Raw genomic sequence first — 16,496 nt, 5'->3', positions numbered from 1 at the left:
AAAGCAGCATATGTCAAAAATTTTGGTAATAGAAGATGAATCGGCAATTAGAAGAGTATTGGTTAAAATACTGGCCGAAGAAAACGATAGCTACAATGTGGTCGAAGCAGAGGATGGCCTAGCAGGAATAGATGTTATCAAAAAAGAAGATTTTGATCTTGTGCTCTGTGACATCAAAATGCCAAAAATGGATGGGGTAGAAGTTCTTGAAGCTGCCAAAAAAATAAAGCCAGAGATACCTTTTATCATGATATCGGGCCATGGCGACCTGGATACGGCAGTGAATACCATGAGGTTGGGTGCCTACGATTACATCTCCAAACCGCCAGATTTGAACCGATTGCTTACCACCGTAAGGAATGCTTTGGACAGAAAAGAATTGGCAGTCGAGAACAAGGTGCTCAAGAAAAAGATTTCCAAGAATTACGAAATGATCGGAGAGAGCAAGGAAATCGAAGCTATAAAGGAAATGATTGAAAAGGTGGCGCCTACCGATGCACGTGTTTTGATTACAGGTTCCAACGGAACAGGTAAGGAGCTGGTTGCACATTGGGTTCACGAAAAAAGCCCACGTTCGTCATCACCTTTTGTAGAGGTAAACTGTGCAGCAATTCCTTCGGAATTAATCGAAAGTGAATTGTTCGGTCATGTAAAAGGTGCATTTACTTCTGCCGTTAAAGATCGTGCAGGTAAATTTGAAGCCGCCAATAAAGGAACCATATTTTTGGATGAGATCGGGGATATGAGCCTTTCCGCACAGGCCAAGGTGCTAAGGGCATTGCAGGAGAACAAGATTTCGCGTGTGGGTTCCGATAAGGATATTAAAGTAGATGTTCGTGTGTTGGCAGCGACCAATAAAAATCTAAAGAAGGAAATAGAAGAGGGAAAGTTCCGAGAAGACCTGTATCACCGTCTTGCCGTTATTTTGATAAAGGTCCCAGCCTTGAACGAAAGACGCAATGACATTCCCTTGCTCATAGAACATTTTTCTACAAAAATCGCTGCCGAACAGGGTACTGGACAAAAGAGTTTTTCCAAAAAAGCCGTTGAATTGCTCAAAAGTTATGATTGGACCGGGAACGTTCGTGAACTTCGTAATGTAGTGGAGCGATTGATCATATTGGGCGGAAAAGAAGTATCGGAAGAGGATGTAAAGCTCTTCGCCAGTAAATAATCAATTACAATTTCCAAGGCTATTCAATGCCTCTTTTGCCAAGATTTTTACCCTTTGGTGATATTCCTTTTTATGTTGTGACAAATTGGTGTTCAACAATGTCAAGCGTGCTTCTTCATAAATATTGGTAACAAATCGGCGGGCATCTTCGCAGTCCACATCGGAGACCACTTTGTCCAAAGAAGATTCAAAGCTCAATAAGCATTGGTGGACTTGTTTTTTTATGGATGCACCTTGGGTGAGCATCATACCATGGTTAAAATCAAGTACATCTGTAGTGTTCATGACCAATACATTGCTTCCGTAATCGCTGGATGTTTCCTGTTCAAACTCTTTAAGAACATTGATGCCAATAATAGTGCGCTCCAAAGCTTTGTGCAAAACCAATTTCGATTTTGCAAGGACATTGGCTTTGGTGGCTGTTTTTAAATAGTCCAGTGTCAATTCAAGACTTTCTATTGTTCCCTCACAGCCACAGTCCAAAAAATTATCCTTGGTTTTTTCAATGCCGTTCAAGGCCTTGTAAGCATGATATTTGGCCATGTTTAAATCGTCGGCCATCACCGCATCCTCAATCTTGTTTTTAATGTATTCTATGTTGGAACTTGCATATTCACAAGCATTTGCAGGGGTAGTAAAGGAAGCCATAAGCCATAGACTAAGCAAGCCGATGACAAAGACTATAAGTAGGATAATCTTATTGTTTTTCATAACGCTCTAGGATTTGGGACTTTGCGTATTGATTTCCATAAAGTTACATTTTCATGGTTTTGAAGGGCAAATAGATCGATTAAATAACCATCTTAAGGTATAAGAGGTAAAAGTATCGATGAATTACATCTTTAAGTTATGGTTGGGTTGAATGAGTAGTCAAAATGAATTATATTCAATCCTATGAAAGAAATCAATACAGAGGGTTATAGAGTGACCGGCACAGTAAAGTTGTCCGAAATTGATACCTACGAGGACTTTAACGAATCCGAGAAGAAGCTTAAAAAGGAGCTAAAAAGTATCAGAAAGGACCTTGGGGATTTTCAAGATACACTCTATGCCCATGGAAAATATGGTGTCCTCGTCTGTTTGCAGGGAATGGATACTGCGGGCAAGGATAGCTTGATTCGTGAAGTGTTCAAAGATTTCAATGTAAGGGGAGTGGTAGTGCATAGCTTCAAAGTGCCATCAACTAAAGAGAAAAAGCACGATTATCTTTGGCGACACTACATTGCTTTGCCCGAAAGGGGAAAATTCTCTGTGTTTAACCGAACACACTATGAGAATGTTTTGGTGACCAAGGTACATCCAGAATATATTTTGGGCGAGAACATTCCAAAGATTGATTCGGTAGATGATATTGATGATGGGTTTTGGGAAAAACGTTACAATCAAATCAATGATTTTGAAAAGCATATCTCCGAGAACGGCACCATTATATTTAAGTTTTTCCTTCACTTATCCAAAGAAGAACAGCGACGGCGACTTCTGCGCAGAATAAGATTAAAGCAAAAGAATTGGAAATTCTCTCCGGGAGACCTAGAAGAACGAAAACTTTGGGGTAAATATGAAGCCTGCTACGAAGAGGCTTTGAGCAGAACATCCAAGGAACATGCGCCATGGTTCGTAATCCCTGCGGACAATAAAGATGCGGCCCGTTTAATTGTGGCCTCCATAATGATGGAAGCGTTAAAAAAGTACAAAGATATAGAGGAACCTGAGCTGGACGATGAAATAAAGGCTAATTTAGAAACCTTTAAACAAGAACTGGAAAAAGAAACTACATGAGAACTGTTCTGATATTGGCCTTTTTGTTGGTCAGCACACCGTTTTTTTCTCAAACTGAAGACGAAAAGCAATTAAAAGCAATTTATGATGAAGCATTGACCAATGGTAAGGCATACGATTGGCTCAACTATTTGTCCAATCAAATTGGTGGGCGGCTTTCCGGTTCCGTGCAGGCGCAGCAGGCGGTCGACTATACAAAGGCTCAATTAGACTCTTTGGGACTTGACAAGGTTTGGTTACAGCCGGTAATGGTTCCTAAATGGGTAAGGGGAGTTCCTGAGTTTGCATATATCGAAAACAAGCCAGGTTTGACCACTAATGTGCCCATTTGCGCACTTGGAGGTTCTGTGGCAACACCTTCCGGGGGATTAAAAGCTAGTGTAATCGAGGTAAAAGGAATAGAAGACCTTGAGAAACTTGGGAGAGACAAAATCGCAGGAAAAATAGTTTTCTACAATCGCCCAATGGATCCTACCATGATCAATACCTTTTCTGCCTATTCAGGATGTGTGGACCAACGTTATTCGGGTGCAGCTGAGGCTGGAAAATACGGTGCCCTTGGTGTAATTGTTCGCTCCATGAACCTTCGTTTGGATGATTATCCGCACACGGGTTCCATGGGATATGGGGATACTCCGGTAGATAAGCGTATACCGGCGGCGGCAATCAGTACCAATGGTGCAGACTTGTTGAGTGCGACCATTAAGTTGAATCCGAATGCCAAGTTTTACTTTAAGCAAAACTGTAAACAGCTGGAAGATGTACAATCGTACAATGTTATCGGGGAAATTACAGGCAGTGAATATCCTAAGGAAATAATGGTCGTAGGCGGTCACCTGGATTCATGGGATTTGGGTGACGGTTCGCACGACGATGGTGCAGGCTGTGTTCAAAGCATGGATGTTCTAAGACTGTTAAAAGAAACAGGCTATAAACCAAAACGTACTTTGCGCGTGGTGCTGTTCATGAACGAAGAAAATGGTATGCGAGGTGGTAATAAGTATGCCGAGGTGGCTCGAAATAAAGGGGAAGATCACATATTTGCTTTGGAAAGTGATTCGGGAGGCTTCACTCCAAGAGGTTTTTCCATAGATGCCTCCGAAGAAAACCTAAAGCAAATCCAAGGATGGCGAGACTTGTTTGAGCCGTATTTGATTCATATGTTTTATGAAGGAGGTAGCGGTGCGGACATTGGTCCGTTAAAAGAAGAGGGAATGGTCTTGGCCGGACTTAGACCTGATACCCAACGCTATTTTGATCATCACCATGCGGAAAATGATACTTTTGAGCACGTGAACAAGCGCGAATTGGAACTTGGTGCTGCTACCATGGCCAGCCTTGTGTACCTTATCGATAAATACGGTACGGTTCCAGTGAAAAAAATCAAGGGATAAAGGATAAAACTAAAATTAAGCCGTTCAATCACTATGTTTGAACGGTTTTCTTTTTGGTAAGAATTACGCTTTGCTGGCTTTTCTCATTCGTTTTGGTCCGTACCAAAGCCAAAAACCGGTAACGGTAAAAATAAATAGGGAAACGCCCATTACAGTTGTATAAACCAATTTAATGTACCCATCGGTGCCTAGATAATCGTCCACAATAGAGCCATCGTGAACGTTTTCCAAAAAATCAGACCGTCTTTTTCCGATGGAGAGTACATTTCCGTTAGATCCATCCAACTGAACTTCATAGAAGGAGTTTACGAAAATAAATTTTACGGAGCCTTTTTCTTTTCTAATATCGATACGGTCAACTTCAAAAGTTCTGTCCATAAGCTCATTTTGAATTGTATTGATGGCTATGGTATGAAGACTGTCAACGGGCAGCCATTTTTTTAGGTCTGCAGTTGTGCCCTTTTGCGTTTTTGGAAGGATATAACCATTGGAGTTCTTTTTCCATCCCAGAATGAGTCCGGATATGGATATAAAAAAGAAAAAAATGAATAATAATGCTCCTGTGGTTCGGTGTACTTTTCTAAATATGCGTAATACTTTGGCTTGCTTCTTCCTTTTGCCCATTCGTCCTATTAAAAACCCTAAAGATCATTAAAATTTACGGAAAGATAATAGGTGTCTGCCCTTGAATTCAGGGAATAACTTGGTATTTAACATAAATTTTTGAATGTAATGATGCTAAGCTGGAAGAACCATTTAAAAATACTAACTGACAGCAAATGGGGTGGCGAATACACCCACGACCACTTCGGCCCATATATTAAGAAAGAGTAGAGCAGGTCACTTTCCAGTAATTTTTCAAAATTTCCACACTTTTCCTCCTTCAAGCAGTTTTTTTGCTGCAGACCAATTGGGAAGTACCTCGGCATCAATCGTAATGGTACGGATTTCTTTAGCAATCTTTCCGCTGTTTTTCATGGCTTCCAAATGAGCACCGCTACGGGCAAATTCCTTCAACTCCTCTTCTGTGTTCCAGAGCGTCATGGTGTAATGCGTGGTCCAGATTCCCTTTTTTCTGAATTCCTTGCAATGGGTCGATTTTAGTTGTTTCAGAATTTTCAATGCGGCTGCCGATAGTGCAAAGAATTTGAACGGCCCCTTTAATTCAATGGACGTGATGGTTGCTTTCATCAATAGATGTATTACTGTTTGTTAGAACATAGGGGGGCTACGCAACAACGGTAAAGATACATTTTGTTTGAAAATAACGGGCAAACCCTTACAAAGAGGGAAGATTTACTTTTTGTAAAATTGGACGTAAATCCTATTTGCCAATACAGAAATTGGAGAAAATATTGCCCAACAAATCGTCGGTCGTCACACTGCCCGTTATTTCACCCAAATGATACAATGCTTGACGGATATCGATGGCCATCAAATCGCTGGAGAGTTCCATGTCCAAACCTTCTTTCACTTTCTGAATTTCTTCAAGTGCTTTTAATAGCGCATCGTAATGCCTGCTATTGGTGATAATTGTGGTATCCCCGCTCAATGCTCCTGAATCTACCAATGAAAGAAGTTTGTCCTCTAACTCAGAGATACCTTCTTTAAACTTAGCGGACAACAAAAGTACATTGGGAATTTCTTCTTTTATTTTTTCAACTTGTTGTGGACTTAGCAAATCCATTTTATTGCAAATGGGCAATAATTGTTTGTTGGGGTAGCGGTTTTGGATTTGTTCCAATTCTGACATGTCAAAATTCATTCCATCAAACAAATAGATAATGAGTCGTGCTTTTTCAATTTTGTCGAAAGTACGCTCGATTCCTATTTTTTCCACTACGTCCACGGTTTCGCGGATTCCTGCGGTATCAATAAACCTAAAATTGATGCCTTTGATACTGATATGGTCTTCGACCGTATCTCGGGTTGTACCGGCAATTTCACTTACTATGGCTCTTTCTTCATTGAGCAGAACATTGAGCAAGGTAGATTTTCCCACATTGGGTTGGCCCACAATGGCCACGGGTATTCCATTTTTGATGACATTACCAAGGGCAAAGGAATCAATCAACTTTTTAAGGACTGTACTGATTCGCGTAAGCAACTCATTGAATTGGGTTCTATCGGCAAACTCTACATCTTCTTGTGAGAAATCAAGTTCCAGTTCAATTAATGATGCAAAATTCAACAACTCTTGTCGCAATTCTTGAATTTCGTTGCTGAACCCACCACGCATTTGCTGCATGGCAATATCGTGTGCAGCTTCACTGTCGCTGGCAATAAGGTCGGCCACCGCTTCTGCCTGACTCAAATCCATTTTACCGTTGAGGAATGCTCGTAGCGTAAATTCTCCTGCTGAGGCAGAACGACAACCGTTTCTCAGCAATAGTTGAACAATCTGCTGCTGGATAAACGGTGAACCGTGGCAGGATACTTCCACTACATTTTCGCCCGTATAAGAATGCGGGCCTTTAAAAATGGAAACCAAGGCCTCGTCCAAAATCTTGTCACCATCAACAATATTGCCCAAATGGATGGTGTGACTCTTTTGTTCCACCAACTTTTTATTTTTTATGGACTTGAACAATCGGTCCACCAATGTAATGGCATCCGGTCCAGAGACCCTGATTACTGCAATCGCCCCTGTTCCTGAAGGCGTTGCCAAGGCTACAATGTTATCTGTATACGACATGGGCACAAAAGTACGAATTCATGCGTGTTTGTAACATTTTTAATGATTTGTATACTAATAAGATGAATCATCAAAATCAATCAAAAATGGAAGTTATAAATCAAAAAGCAGTTAGAACGGACAATACTTTGTTGGCCGTTACCCACCTAACACAACTATTATCGTATGTAACAGGCTTTGGTAGCTTGATAGTTCCCTTGATTATTTGGTTGTCATCCAAAGATAGGGTTGAGGGCATGAACGAACATGGAAAGGCCATCATCAATTTTCAGATTAGCCTTATCCTTTACATCATTATCAGTATACCAGCCATTTTACTTTTGGGCTTGGGTATATTGGGCTTGATAGGTGTAGGAATTATTGGGTTTATATTACCTATTGTAAATGCCGTAAAGGCTGCAAATGGTGAGTCCCCATCACATTTTATGACCATTCGGTTTATAGCATAAAAACAAAAAGCTGGAACATATTGCTCCAGCTTTTTTATGGTTGAATAGTTAGTTTAATTATTCAGCATCACCGGCATTACCAGCATGGTCACGTGCTCGCCCTCGTCCAATCCATCGATTGGGGTAAGGATGCCCGCTCTGTTAGGTAAGCTCATTTCCAAGGAAACTTCATCGGAAGATAAATTGTTCAACATTTCCAAAAGGAACCTAGAGTTGAAACCAATCTGCATATCATCCCCTTGGTAAGAACAAGACAATCTTTCCTCGGCCTTGTTGCTATAATCCACATCTTCCGCAGAAATATTAAGTTCGGCACCGGCAACTTTTAAACGTATTTGGTGCGTGGTCTTGTTGGAGAAGATGGAAACCCTGCGCACAGAACTCTGGAATTGATTTCTAGCAATCGTAAGTTTGTTCGGGTTTTCTTTTGGAATCACCGCTTCGTAGTTCGGGTATTTTCCATCAATTAAGCGACAAACCAGTTCAGTATTGTCAAAATAGAATTTGGCATTGCTATCATTGTATTCTATGGTAACTTCAGATTCGGAACCTGCTAGAATACCTTTTAACAAGGTCAACGGTTTTTTGGGCATGATGAATTCCGCCACTTCGGAAGCACTTACATCCTGACGTTGGTATTTAACCAATTTATGGGCATCGGTGGCCACAAAGGTCAAATTCTCTGGAGAAAACTGAAAAAACACCCCGCTCATTACTGGGCGAAGATCATCATTTCCTGCTGCGAATATGGTTTTGTTGATGGCTGTGGCCAAAATATCGCCCAATAGCGTAGTGGAGCTCGGATTGGAGACTTCCACTGCTTTTGGGAATTCAGCACCATCGGCATATGCCAAGGCATACTTACCGTGATTGCTACTGATTTCCACAGTATTGTTGTCCTCGACCACAAAGGTCAAGGGTTGCTCCGGGAATGTTTTTAGGGTATCCAAAAGTAAACGAGCGGGAACGGCGATGGTTCCTTCGGAATCGGAATCTACTTCTAAAACTGAGCTCATTGTAGTTTCCAAATCTGAAGCGGAAACCGTTAACTTACTTTCTTTAAGATCGAACAAAAAATTGTCCAAGATGGGCAAGGTGTTGCTATTGTTGATAACTCCTCCTAAAACCTGTAACTGTTTCAATAAATATGTGCTGGATACGATAAATTTCATCAACGTAATACTTTAGTAAAGTTGCTTTTTTTGCAATTTATCCCTCTTGGAGGGCCTTTAAAATCAATAAAAACAAATATATCCCAAATGGATTTAGCAGAGAAACAAATTTATCAACACTTAAGCGGTAAACTTGCGTTTTCTGTAGTAACCGAAGAACAGTCCGAACAGTAAGGTCAAAGCCACTGGTAATCCTATGTTTACAAGCTGCCATTTAGTTTTTTGCTCTGCAATTTTTTTCACATCCAATAACGGGATGGTTACTTTCTTGTTTCGAATGTTAATAAGCCCTGTATTATCCAAAAGATAATTTGTGCTGTTCACCAAAAATTCCTTGTTCCCATAGCGGTTATTGGTCCATTTATCGTAACCCAACTCCAACGGTCTGCCATTGCGCAATTGGTTTTTAATAACGTCTCCATCAGAGATGACAATCATCTTATTTTCGGGGCCTTCTTCCGAGGTGTTTTGAAGTTTTAATGGCTTTACCCTGTTCTTATACATTGAGGTAAAACTTCCTTCAATTAATACGGCCAGGGGCAAACCACCATTATTGTAACTTGCTTCATCAGGTTGTTGGTTGATGATGTCCAAACTTACGATTCTGGGAATTCCATCTGTTTTGGAAAGTGGCGAACTCTGCAACAGTATGGTTTTTTGATAATCGTTTTCCAATACGTCCATCGGACTGGTAAACTGGTATCTTACCGCTTCTATGTTGGTGTTGATAGGGTGATTGTTCTGTGAAAAAACCATGGGGTAATAAAACCAAGGAATCGGATTATACTGCGAATCGTTTCCTTCTCCGGAGGCCAAAACAATTTGGGTGAAGTAAAGGTCGTTTACTAAAACTGGATTGATGCGAACCCCATATTTAAAGAACAAATCTTTTAAGTTAAGATCTCGTGGTGTAGCGATAGCTTCTCCACCACCAGCGTAAATGCTATCCATTTCCATATTGACCTGATCTATCATCCAAATGGATTTGCCACCTTGAACCATATATTGGTCCATAACATATTTTTCTTGGTCAGTAAAGGCCTCGGTAGGCTTTGCAATTAGGGCAAGGTCAAAGTTTTTTAGCTGATTCAAAACGTTTTGCGGGTTGGAACCTACAGAATCCAACGTTATGGCGCCAATGTTATAGTAATCCCGAATGGTAGTGAGGTAATCAGCAATATAAATATCATCCAGTTCGCCATTTCCTTTGATAACGGCGATGCTCTTTTTTTCTTCAATGCTCAATTTGGTAAATGCATCCGCAAAGGCATATTCCAGTTGTTGTACGGAGTTGTTGATGCGCTCCTCTGCTGTGGCGCCTAATCTATTTTTAAGTAAAGGTACTTTTACCGTCTGGTCGTTGTAGTTGACCATGGCCCAAGGGAATACCAGTTCGTTGGATACTTTTCCGTTTTCCTCAACCGTAACGTTGGCGGGTTGTAATCCCAAGCTTTGCAATTGAGCAACCGTTTCCTGTGGATTCTCGCTATCCTCCATGGGGTCTACCAAATTATATTTGATGTTACTGTTCTTGGACCCGAAGGATTCCAATAATTGAATGGTCTCTGTTTTCAATTTGGCAAACTCTGCAGGAATATTTCCATCCAAAAGCACGTCAACAATTACAGGGGCTTCAAATTTTTGGGCTACCGCTACGGCGGGTTCGGAAAGCGTATATCTTTTATCCTCGGTAAGGTCGAACCGGGTGTACACAAAACTGGCCAATAGATTGATGACGACCACTGCCACAATCACTTTTAATATGGACACCAAAAATTTTCTCATTATCGTGGCAATTGTTTTAAACGTTGAAATGTGAGGTACAGAAACAAAAGGGTCAAGGATATAAAGTAAACCAAGTCCCTAGTGTCTATCACGCCTCTTGCAATGCTATCAAAATGTGCTTTTGCTCCGAGCGATTGAATGAATTGTTGTGTTTCTCCATTTGAAAACAAGGAAGCGGCGGCATCAAACCCGTTAAAAATCAGAAAGCAGACCAAAATTCCCACTAAAAATGCAATGATTTGATTATCCGAAAGCGTGGAGGCAAATATCCCGATGGAAACATAGCAGCCCATCAAAAACAATAATCCAAAGTAAGAGCCCAATACCACCCCGAGATCATAATTACCTCCCACCATACCTAATCCAGAGATGGCAAAAACATAAACGATTGTCGGAACTACGGCGATGACACATAGTAGAAATGCGCCCCAAAATTTACCGAGGACCAATTTCCAAACAGAGATAGGCTTGATGAGCAATAATTCCAACGTTCCCATTTTCCGCTCTTCGGAAAAACTCTTCATGGTGATTGCAGGTACCAAAAAGATGAAAATCCAAGGGGCCAGCAAAAAGAAGTTGCTCAAATCGGCAAAGCCATAATCAAAAATATTGTATTCCCCTTTGAAGACCCAAAGAAAAAGCCCGTTGAGCAGTAAAAAGGACCCCACAATTAAATAACCAATGGGCGATGTAAAAAAGGACCGTACCTCTCTCTTAAATATTGCGAACATTAAGATGGGTTTGTTGATTGAATTTTATGAACACTCCATGCTTCGGGTTTATCGGCGAATAACTTTTTGGTGTTGCCCCAAACCCCTTTAAAGAAATCGGAATCCCTGTAACTGTTCAGGTGCGCTTCCGTATCCCAAAAACTATAGGTGAAAAATATATTTGAATTTGCAATGTCCTGATATAATTCCACCATATTACAGCCTTCAAAAGCGAGAATACCGTTTTTACTTTCTTCAAAGATTCGCTCAAAACTAGCAATATTTTCGGGTTTAAAAGTCAGTTTTACAATGCGTATCAACATTTACAGGAAATTTATGGTTACCGTGTCCCTGTAATTCAGTCCAAGGAGCGAAGATGCTCCCCCAACGGAATTCAGGTCACTTTTATAAATAGCGAGTTCTATATAGCCGGCAGAATTAAACAGGGCGAGCGCATCTCCGGGACCTTTGCGCTGGTTCCGTTCCAAATTATAGTTGATGATGCCATTATAACTCTGGTGCACTTGCCTTATAATGGTGGTGCGAGCGATAATTTCAAAATCACGGCCGCTCCGATAGGCTTCGAACAAACTTTTCTGAATGTTGGTTACAACGTTACCGTAGTTGTCTATATAAATCACATTACCCGTGATAGATTTACCTTCATTGGTGATGCGTGGCTCAAAATCACGCAGCTCTTTCAAACTTTGGAAAGGTCGGCCTATAACTTCCAGTTTCCCGCCGCGTGCAATATGGCAGGCTACCTGAACAAAAATATTGAGCACGGGAAAGGCACCAGCTTCTGCGTTGGGCAAATTGATTTCCACAACTTTTTCGGGTTGAACCTCGGAAGTTATCAAGGAAATAACACCGCTGTTGGCACTAACAAAATACTGTCCGTCCACCTGCACCACGATATGCTCGTTTTCGGGTGAAATTTCGGAATCCACCCCGACAACATGTACCGTTCCCTTTGGGAACGAACGATAGGCATTCCTTAGGATATAGGCACATTCCTGAATGTTAAAAGGACTAATGGCGTGCGAAATATCAACAACGTTGCAATCAGGCAGGTTGCTCAGTATGCCCCCTTTAACAGCACCCACAAAGTGATCCTTGTATCCAAAATCGGTAGTTAGGGTTATGATTGGCATACAGTACTGTTGATATGTTTTTCCGCCTTCAAATTGATTTTTAGTTAAGTTTGTTTGTAAAATTAGTCAAAAAAGAAAGAATTAAATTCTTCAAAAACAACTGTAACACCTCACAATTTTTGAACGAACTAATAATCGAACTTACGGAAATCAGTCCTCAGGAATTTTTTGGGCAGCAAAACTCCAATATCGAGTTGCTCAAAAAATATTTTCCAAAGCTAAAAATTGTAGCGAGAGGCAACAAAATCAAGGTATTTGGTGATGAAGAACTTTTGGAAGAGTTCGACAAACGCTTTGATGAACTTACCAGTCAATTTGCCAAGTACAACAAGCTTGACGAAAACATGATCGAGCGGGTACTTACCAGCAGCAGTAAGGAGGAATATACATCTTCCAAAAGTAGCGGTGATGTTTTGGTACATGGTGTTAGCGGTAGGTTGATAAAGGCCCAGACCGCAAACCAGCGTAGATTGGTGGATGCCTGTAAAAAGGACGATATGGTTTTTGCCATAGGTCCTGCGGGTACCGGCAAAACCTATACGGGTGTTGCCTTGGCCGTAAAAGCCTTGAAAGAAAAACAGGTGAGGCGAATTATTTTGACCCGTCCCGCTGTGGAAGCAGGGGAAAATCTTGGTTTTCTTCCGGGAGATCTTAAAGAGAAGCTAGATCCGTATATGCAACCTTTGTACGATGCCCTTCGGGATATGATTCCTTCCGAGAAATTGGAAAAATATATCGAGGACGGTACCATCCAAATTGCACCTATGGCCTTTATGCGCGGTCGTACGCTGGATAATGCCTTTGTGATTTTGGACGAAGCCCAGAATACCACCCATGCCCAAATGAAAATGTTCTTGACCCGTATGGGAAAAAACGCCAAGTTTTTATTAACGGGTGATCCGGGGCAGATTGATTTACCGAGACGTGTGATATCAGGTTTGAAGGAGGCTTTGCTCATTCTGAAAAATGTTGAGGGTATCAGTATCATTTACTTGGATGATAAAGATGTGATACGGCACAAATTGGTGAAAAAGGTGATTGATGCCTATAAAAACATAGAGCACCAAAATCAATACTAGAAAATTATGGGAATGAATACGCTGATGTCCACGGATTTTAACTTTCCTGGGCAAAAATCTATTTACAAAGGTAAAGTAAGGGAAGTTTATACCCTTGAGAATGATGTTTTGGTGATGGTGGCCACAGACCGCCTTTCTGCCTTTGATGTGGTTATGCCCAAAGGAATTCCGTACAAAGGTCAAATCCTAAATCAAATTGCAACCAAAATGATGAAGGATACCGAAGATATCGTGCCCAATTGGTTAATGGCGACACCAGATCCCAATGTGGCTGTAGGTAAGGCTTGTGAGCCGTTCAAAGTAGAAATGGTGATTAGGGGCTATATGTCCGGTCATGCAGCACGCGAGTACAAATCAGGTAAAAGATTGCTCTGCGGGGTTCCTATGCCCGAAGGGATGAAGGAAAACGATAAATTTCCTGAGCCTATCATCACTCCTGCAACCAAAGCGGAAAAAGGAGATCACGACGAAGATATTTCAAAAGAAGATATTTTAAAGCGCGGTATAGTTTCCAAAGAAGATTACGAAGTATTGGAAAAATATACGAGGACCCTTTTCCAAAGAGGAACCGAAATTGCAGCCAAACGAGGATTGATTCTTGTTGATACCAAGTATGAATTTGGTAAAACAAAGGATGGTGAGATTGTATTGATCGATGAAATCCATACCCCAGACTCTTCCCGATATTTCTATGCCGACGGCTATGAAGAACGCCAAGCTAAGGGCGAAGCCCAAAAACAATTGTCCAAAGAGTTTGTGAGACAATGGTTGATTTCCAATGGATTTCAAGGCTTGAAAGGACAATCTGTGCCGGAAATGTCCGATGAATATATTGAATCGGTTTCGAACAGATATATTGAACTTTATGAAAATATCACAGGAGAAAAATTTGTAAAAAGCGATATTTCCAATCTTCAGGAACGTATCCTGTCCAATGTAACGGAGTATTTGGCAAAATAACTATCGCTTACTTGTTATCTAACTAATAATTTAAAGGGAATTCTGTGAATTCCCTTTTTTTATTGCCTCGATAGTAATAAATCTTAAAACTAATTTGATATCTTGACATGGCACAAACAAATTAACTAAACAAACCAACACCATGTCAGAAAAACAAAAAAAAGCTACTGCTTACTGGAAAGAGAACCTCAGGTATTTGGTGATACTTTTGTTCATCTGGTTCTTGGTATCCTACGGAGCGGGCATTCTTTTCAAAGATGAGTTGAACACTATTCGATTGGGTGGATTTAAACTCGGGTTTTGGTTTGTGCAGCAAGGAGCCATTTACGTATTTGTCATTCTGATTTTTGTATATGTTCGTCTGATGAACAAACTCGACAAAAAATACGGCTACAACGAAGATTAACCCACCTTAAAATCGTATCATGAGTGATGTTCAAATTTGGACCTATATATTGGTCGCGCTATCCTTTGGTCTCTACATAGGAATTGCCATTTGGTCGAGGGCAGGTTCCACTAAAGAATTTTATGTGGCAGGCGGAGGAGTTTCGCCGTTGGCCAACGGCATGGCCACAGCAGCAGACTGGATGTCGGCAGCCTCTTTTATTTCCATGGCAGGAATCATTTCGTTTGCTGGTTACGATGGTGCCGTTTACTTAATGGGGTGGACCGGAGGCTACGTACTTTTGGCCTTGTTATTGGCACCTTACCTTAGGAAATTCGGAAAGTTTACGGTACCCGATTTCATCGGAGAAAGATATTATTCCAAAACGGCTCGCGTCGTGGCCGTTATTTGTGCTCTTATCGTTTCGTTTACTTATGTTGCTGGGCAAATGCGTGGTGTGGGAATCGTGTTTTCAAGATATTTGGAAGTTGATATCAATACCGGGGTGGTCATCGGAATGATTATCGTGTTGTTCTATGCCGTTCTCGGAGGTATGAAGGGAATTACCTATACCCAAGTGGCCCAATATTGTGTTTTGATATTTGCCTTTATGGTGCCCGCTATATTCATTTCCATCCAAATGACAGGCAACCCGGTACCACAGCTAGGTTTTGGTGACACCCTATCCGATGGCTCCGGTACTTATCTTTTGGATAAATTGGACGGTCTGTCCGAAGAATTGGGTTTTGCAGCATATACCGATGGCTCCAAAAGTACCATTGATGTTTTTGCGATTACCCTCGCCTTGATGGTGGGTACGGCAGGACTGCCCCACGTAATCGTTCGCTTTTTTACGGTGAAACGGGTCCGAGATGCCAGGAAATCGGCGGGATTGGCCCTGCTGTTCATTGCTATACTCTATACCACTGCACCTGCGGTAGCCGTGTTTGCGAGAACCAACCTCATTGAAACCGTAAGTGGCAAGGAATATGACAATATGCCCGAATGGTTCCACCGATGGGAAAAAACCGGTTTGATCGGTCACGAAGATAAAAATGGTGATGGCAAGATTCAATATGTAGCTTCACCTGAAATAAACGAACTTACAGTTGATCGTGACATTATGGTACTGGCCAATCCGGAGATTGCCGACCTTCCTGCTTGGGTCATTGGTTTGATCGCTGCGGGAGGATTGGCTGCAGCACTGTCTACCGCTGCAGGGTTGTTGTTGGTGATATCCTCCTCGGTTTCCCATGATTTGATAAAGAACGTCCTTAAACCTGACCTTTCGGAAAAAGGAGAGCTATGGGCGGCCCGACTTTCGGCTGCAGTTGCCGTTGTAGTAGCGGGATACTTCGGAATTAATCCTCCGGGATTTGTGGCAGCGGTAGTCGCATTGGCTTTTGGCCTGGCCGCGGCATCGTTTTTTCCAGCCATCATACTTGGGATTTTTTATAAAAAAATGAACAGTAAGGGGGCCATTTCTGGAATGGTAGTGGGGCTTTGCCTAATGCTTTTTTATATGTTGAAATTCAAATTTGGCATTTTTGATGGAGGTAAGGACGCGGTGTCTGGGCTTCAGGAAAATTGGTGGTTCGGAGTATCCCCAGAAGGATTTGGGTCTATTGCAATGTTGGTCAACTTCATAGTAGCCATCGTGGTTAATATGTTTACTCCGGAACCTCCCGAAGCTGTACAGGAAATCGTGGAAAACATTCGTGTTCCAAACCAAGCAGGACAAGCAATTGAGCACTGAATCT

General features: G+C 41.5%; 17 protein-coding genes. 8 read left to right on the top strand and 9 right to left on the bottom strand.

The features are described from left to right. The first annotated feature begins 10 nt into the window (after positions 1-10). Positions 11-1,174 (top strand): sigma-54-dependent transcriptional regulator, encoded by a 1,164-nt coding sequence (locus GUA46_RS11360; RefSeq protein WP_176620582.1) that lies wholly within the window; start codon positions 11-13, stop codon positions 1,172-1,174. On the opposite strand, the gene GUA46_RS11355 is transcribed toward GUA46_RS11360, so the two are convergent. Beyond that, a complete protein-coding gene (locus GUA46_RS11355; RefSeq protein WP_176620581.1) occupies positions 1,175-1,885 on the bottom strand; it encodes a hypothetical protein in 711 nt (236 codons plus the stop codon). Positions 1,886-2,068: 183 nt separating this feature from the next. Between GUA46_RS11355 and GUA46_RS11350 the strand changes: the two genes are divergently transcribed. Both GUA46_RS11350 and GUA46_RS11345 read left to right on the top strand, forming a co-directional pair. Next, positions 2,069-2,953, top strand: coding sequence for a PPK2 family polyphosphate kinase (locus GUA46_RS11350; protein ID WP_176620580.1), 885 nt, complete (start codon positions 2,069-2,071; stop codon positions 2,951-2,953). Next, the gene (locus GUA46_RS11345; RefSeq protein ID WP_108246516.1) at positions 2,950-4,347 is read left to right on the top strand and encodes a M20/M25/M40 family metallo-hydrolase; all 1,398 of its coding nucleotides are present in this window, start codon (positions 2,950-2,952) and stop codon (positions 4,345-4,347) included. Before GUA46_RS11350 ends, GUA46_RS11345 begins: the two co-directional genes overlap by 4 nt. A 63-nt stretch (positions 4,348-4,410) precedes the next feature. Here the strand turns inward: GUA46_RS11345 and GUA46_RS11340 are convergent, their stop codons facing one another. The 3 genes from GUA46_RS11340 to mnmE all read right to left on the bottom strand — a co-directional run bounded on the left by GUA46_RS11340 (position 4,411) and on the right by mnmE (position 7,042). Then, positions 4,411-4,971: a PepSY domain-containing protein gene (locus tag GUA46_RS11340; RefSeq protein ID WP_176620579.1), complete on the bottom strand. Its 561-nt coding sequence runs from the start codon at positions 4,969-4,971 to the stop codon at positions 4,411-4,413. A gap of 234 nt (positions 4,972-5,205) precedes the next feature. After that, positions 5,206-5,538 (bottom strand): DUF3291 domain-containing protein, encoded by a 333-nt coding sequence (locus GUA46_RS11335; protein ID WP_176620578.1) that lies wholly within the window; start codon positions 5,536-5,538, stop codon positions 5,206-5,208. A gap of 133 nt (positions 5,539-5,671) precedes the next feature. Beyond that, a complete protein-coding gene (mnmE, locus tag GUA46_RS11330) occupies positions 5,672-7,042 on the bottom strand; it encodes a tRNA uridine-5-carboxymethylaminomethyl(34) synthesis GTPase MnmE (protein WP_176620577.1) in 1,371 nt (456 codons plus the stop codon). A gap of 86 nt (positions 7,043-7,128) precedes the next feature. On the opposite strand from mnmE, the gene GUA46_RS11325 reads away from it, so the two are divergent. After that, entirely contained in the window at positions 7,129-7,491 is a 363-nt protein-coding gene (locus GUA46_RS11325) for a DUF4870 domain-containing protein (protein ID WP_176620576.1), read from the top strand. Between the two features lie 53 nt (positions 7,492-7,544). Here GUA46_RS11325 and dnaN read toward each other — a convergent pair whose 3' ends face one another. The 5 genes from dnaN to GUA46_RS11300 all read right to left on the bottom strand — a co-directional run bounded on the left by dnaN (position 7,545) and on the right by GUA46_RS11300 (position 12,312). After that, positions 7,545-8,663, bottom strand: coding sequence for a DNA polymerase III subunit beta (gene dnaN / locus GUA46_RS11320; RefSeq protein WP_108246520.1), 1,119 nt, complete (start codon positions 8,661-8,663; stop codon positions 7,545-7,547). A 120-nt stretch (positions 8,664-8,783) separates the two neighbouring features. Beyond that, entirely contained in the window at positions 8,784-10,448 is a 1,665-nt protein-coding gene (gene gldG, locus GUA46_RS11315; RefSeq protein ID WP_176620575.1) for a gliding motility-associated ABC transporter substrate-binding protein GldG, read from the bottom strand. Beyond that, entirely contained in the window at positions 10,448-11,179 is a 732-nt protein-coding gene (gene gldF / locus GUA46_RS11310) for a gliding motility-associated ABC transporter permease subunit GldF (protein ID WP_176620574.1), read from the bottom strand. The genes gldG and gldF overlap by 1 nt, the downstream gene beginning before the upstream one ends. Then, a complete protein-coding gene (locus tag GUA46_RS11305) occupies positions 11,179-11,481 on the bottom strand; it encodes a putative quinol monooxygenase (RefSeq protein WP_176620573.1) in 303 nt (100 codons plus the stop codon). Before GUA46_RS11305 ends, gldF begins: the two co-directional genes overlap by 1 nt. Then, the gene (locus tag GUA46_RS11300) at positions 11,482-12,312 is read right to left on the bottom strand and encodes an SAM hydrolase/SAM-dependent halogenase family protein (RefSeq protein ID WP_176620572.1); all 831 of its coding nucleotides are present in this window, start codon (positions 12,310-12,312) and stop codon (positions 11,482-11,484) included. It lies immediately after the preceding gene. 119 nt (positions 12,313-12,431) lie between these two features. On the opposite strand from GUA46_RS11300, the gene GUA46_RS11295 reads away from it, so the two are divergent. The 4 genes from GUA46_RS11295 (at position 12,432) to GUA46_RS11280 (ending at position 16,492) form a co-directional block, all read left to right on the top strand. Beyond that, complete coding sequence (locus tag GUA46_RS11295; RefSeq protein ID WP_108246751.1) at positions 12,432-13,391, top strand: PhoH family protein; 960 nt, start codon at positions 12,432-12,434, stop codon at positions 13,389-13,391. A 12-nt stretch (positions 13,392-13,403) separates the two neighbouring features. Continuing rightward, positions 13,404-14,351: a phosphoribosylaminoimidazolesuccinocarboxamide synthase gene (locus GUA46_RS11290; protein ID WP_108246525.1), complete on the top strand. Its 948-nt coding sequence runs from the start codon at positions 13,404-13,406 to the stop codon at positions 14,349-14,351. Between the two features lie 142 nt (positions 14,352-14,493). Further along, on the top strand, positions 14,494-14,757 hold the full coding sequence (locus GUA46_RS11285; RefSeq protein ID WP_176620571.1) for a DUF4212 domain-containing protein: 264 nt from the start codon (positions 14,494-14,496) through the stop codon (positions 14,755-14,757). Positions 14,758-14,776: 19 nt separating this feature from the next. Further along, positions 14,777-16,492, top strand: coding sequence for a sodium:solute symporter family protein (locus GUA46_RS11280; protein ID WP_176620570.1), 1,716 nt, complete (start codon positions 14,777-14,779; stop codon positions 16,490-16,492). Positions 16,493-16,496 lie beyond the last annotated feature (4 nt).

Source organism: Flagellimonas chongwuensis (assembly GCF_013376415.1).
GTDB lineage: Bacteria > Bacteroidota > Bacteroidia > Flavobacteriales > Flavobacteriaceae > Flagellimonas > Flagellimonas chongwuensis.
Note: the sequence above shows the minus strand (reverse complement) of the source record. Positions and strands in the feature narration are given on the sequence as shown.

Coding starts and splice junctions, on each gene's coding strand:
- GUA46_RS11340 (WP_176620579.1), bottom strand. CDS start 4,971: ATGGGCAAAAGGAAGAAGCAAGCCAAAGTATTACGCATATTTAGAAAA.
- GUA46_RS11355 (WP_176620581.1), bottom strand. CDS start 1,885: ATGAAAAACAATAAGATTATCCTACTTATAGTCTTTGTCATCGGCTTG.
- GUA46_RS11300 (WP_176620572.1), bottom strand. CDS start 12,312: ATGCCAATCATAACCCTAACTACCGATTTTGGATACAAGGATCACTTT.
- GUA46_RS11290 (WP_108246525.1), top strand. CDS start 13,404: ATGAATACGCTGATGTCCACGGATTTTAACTTTCCTGGGCAAAAATCT.
- GUA46_RS11360 (WP_176620582.1), top strand. CDS start 11: ATGTCAAAAATTTTGGTAATAGAAGATGAATCGGCAATTAGAAGAGTA.
- GUA46_RS11280 (WP_176620570.1), top strand. CDS start 14,777: ATGAGTGATGTTCAAATTTGGACCTATATATTGGTCGCGCTATCCTTT.
- GUA46_RS11335 (WP_176620578.1), bottom strand. CDS start 5,538: ATGAAAGCAACCATCACGTCCATTGAATTAAAGGGGCCGTTCAAATTC.
- GUA46_RS11345 (WP_108246516.1), top strand. CDS start 2,950: ATGAGAACTGTTCTGATATTGGCCTTTTTGTTGGTCAGCACACCGTTT.
- dnaN (WP_108246520.1), bottom strand. CDS start 8,663: ATGAAATTTATCGTATCCAGCACATATTTATTGAAACAGTTACAGGTT.
- gldG (WP_176620575.1), bottom strand. CDS start 10,448: ATGAGAAAATTTTTGGTGTCCATATTAAAAGTGATTGTGGCAGTGGTC.
- mnmE (WP_176620577.1), bottom strand. CDS start 7,042: ATGTCGTATACAGATAACATTGTAGCCTTGGCAACGCCTTCAGGAACA.
- GUA46_RS11350 (WP_176620580.1), top strand. CDS start 2,069: ATGAAAGAAATCAATACAGAGGGTTATAGAGTGACCGGCACAGTAAAG.
- gldF (WP_176620574.1), bottom strand. CDS start 11,179: ATGTTCGCAATATTTAAGAGAGAGGTACGGTCCTTTTTTACATCGCCC.
- GUA46_RS11305 (WP_176620573.1), bottom strand. CDS start 11,481: ATGTTGATACGCATTGTAAAACTGACTTTTAAACCCGAAAATATTGCT.
- GUA46_RS11325 (WP_176620576.1), top strand. CDS start 7,129: ATGGAAGTTATAAATCAAAAAGCAGTTAGAACGGACAATACTTTGTTG.
- GUA46_RS11285 (WP_176620571.1), top strand. CDS start 14,494: ATGTCAGAAAAACAAAAAAAAGCTACTGCTTACTGGAAAGAGAACCTC.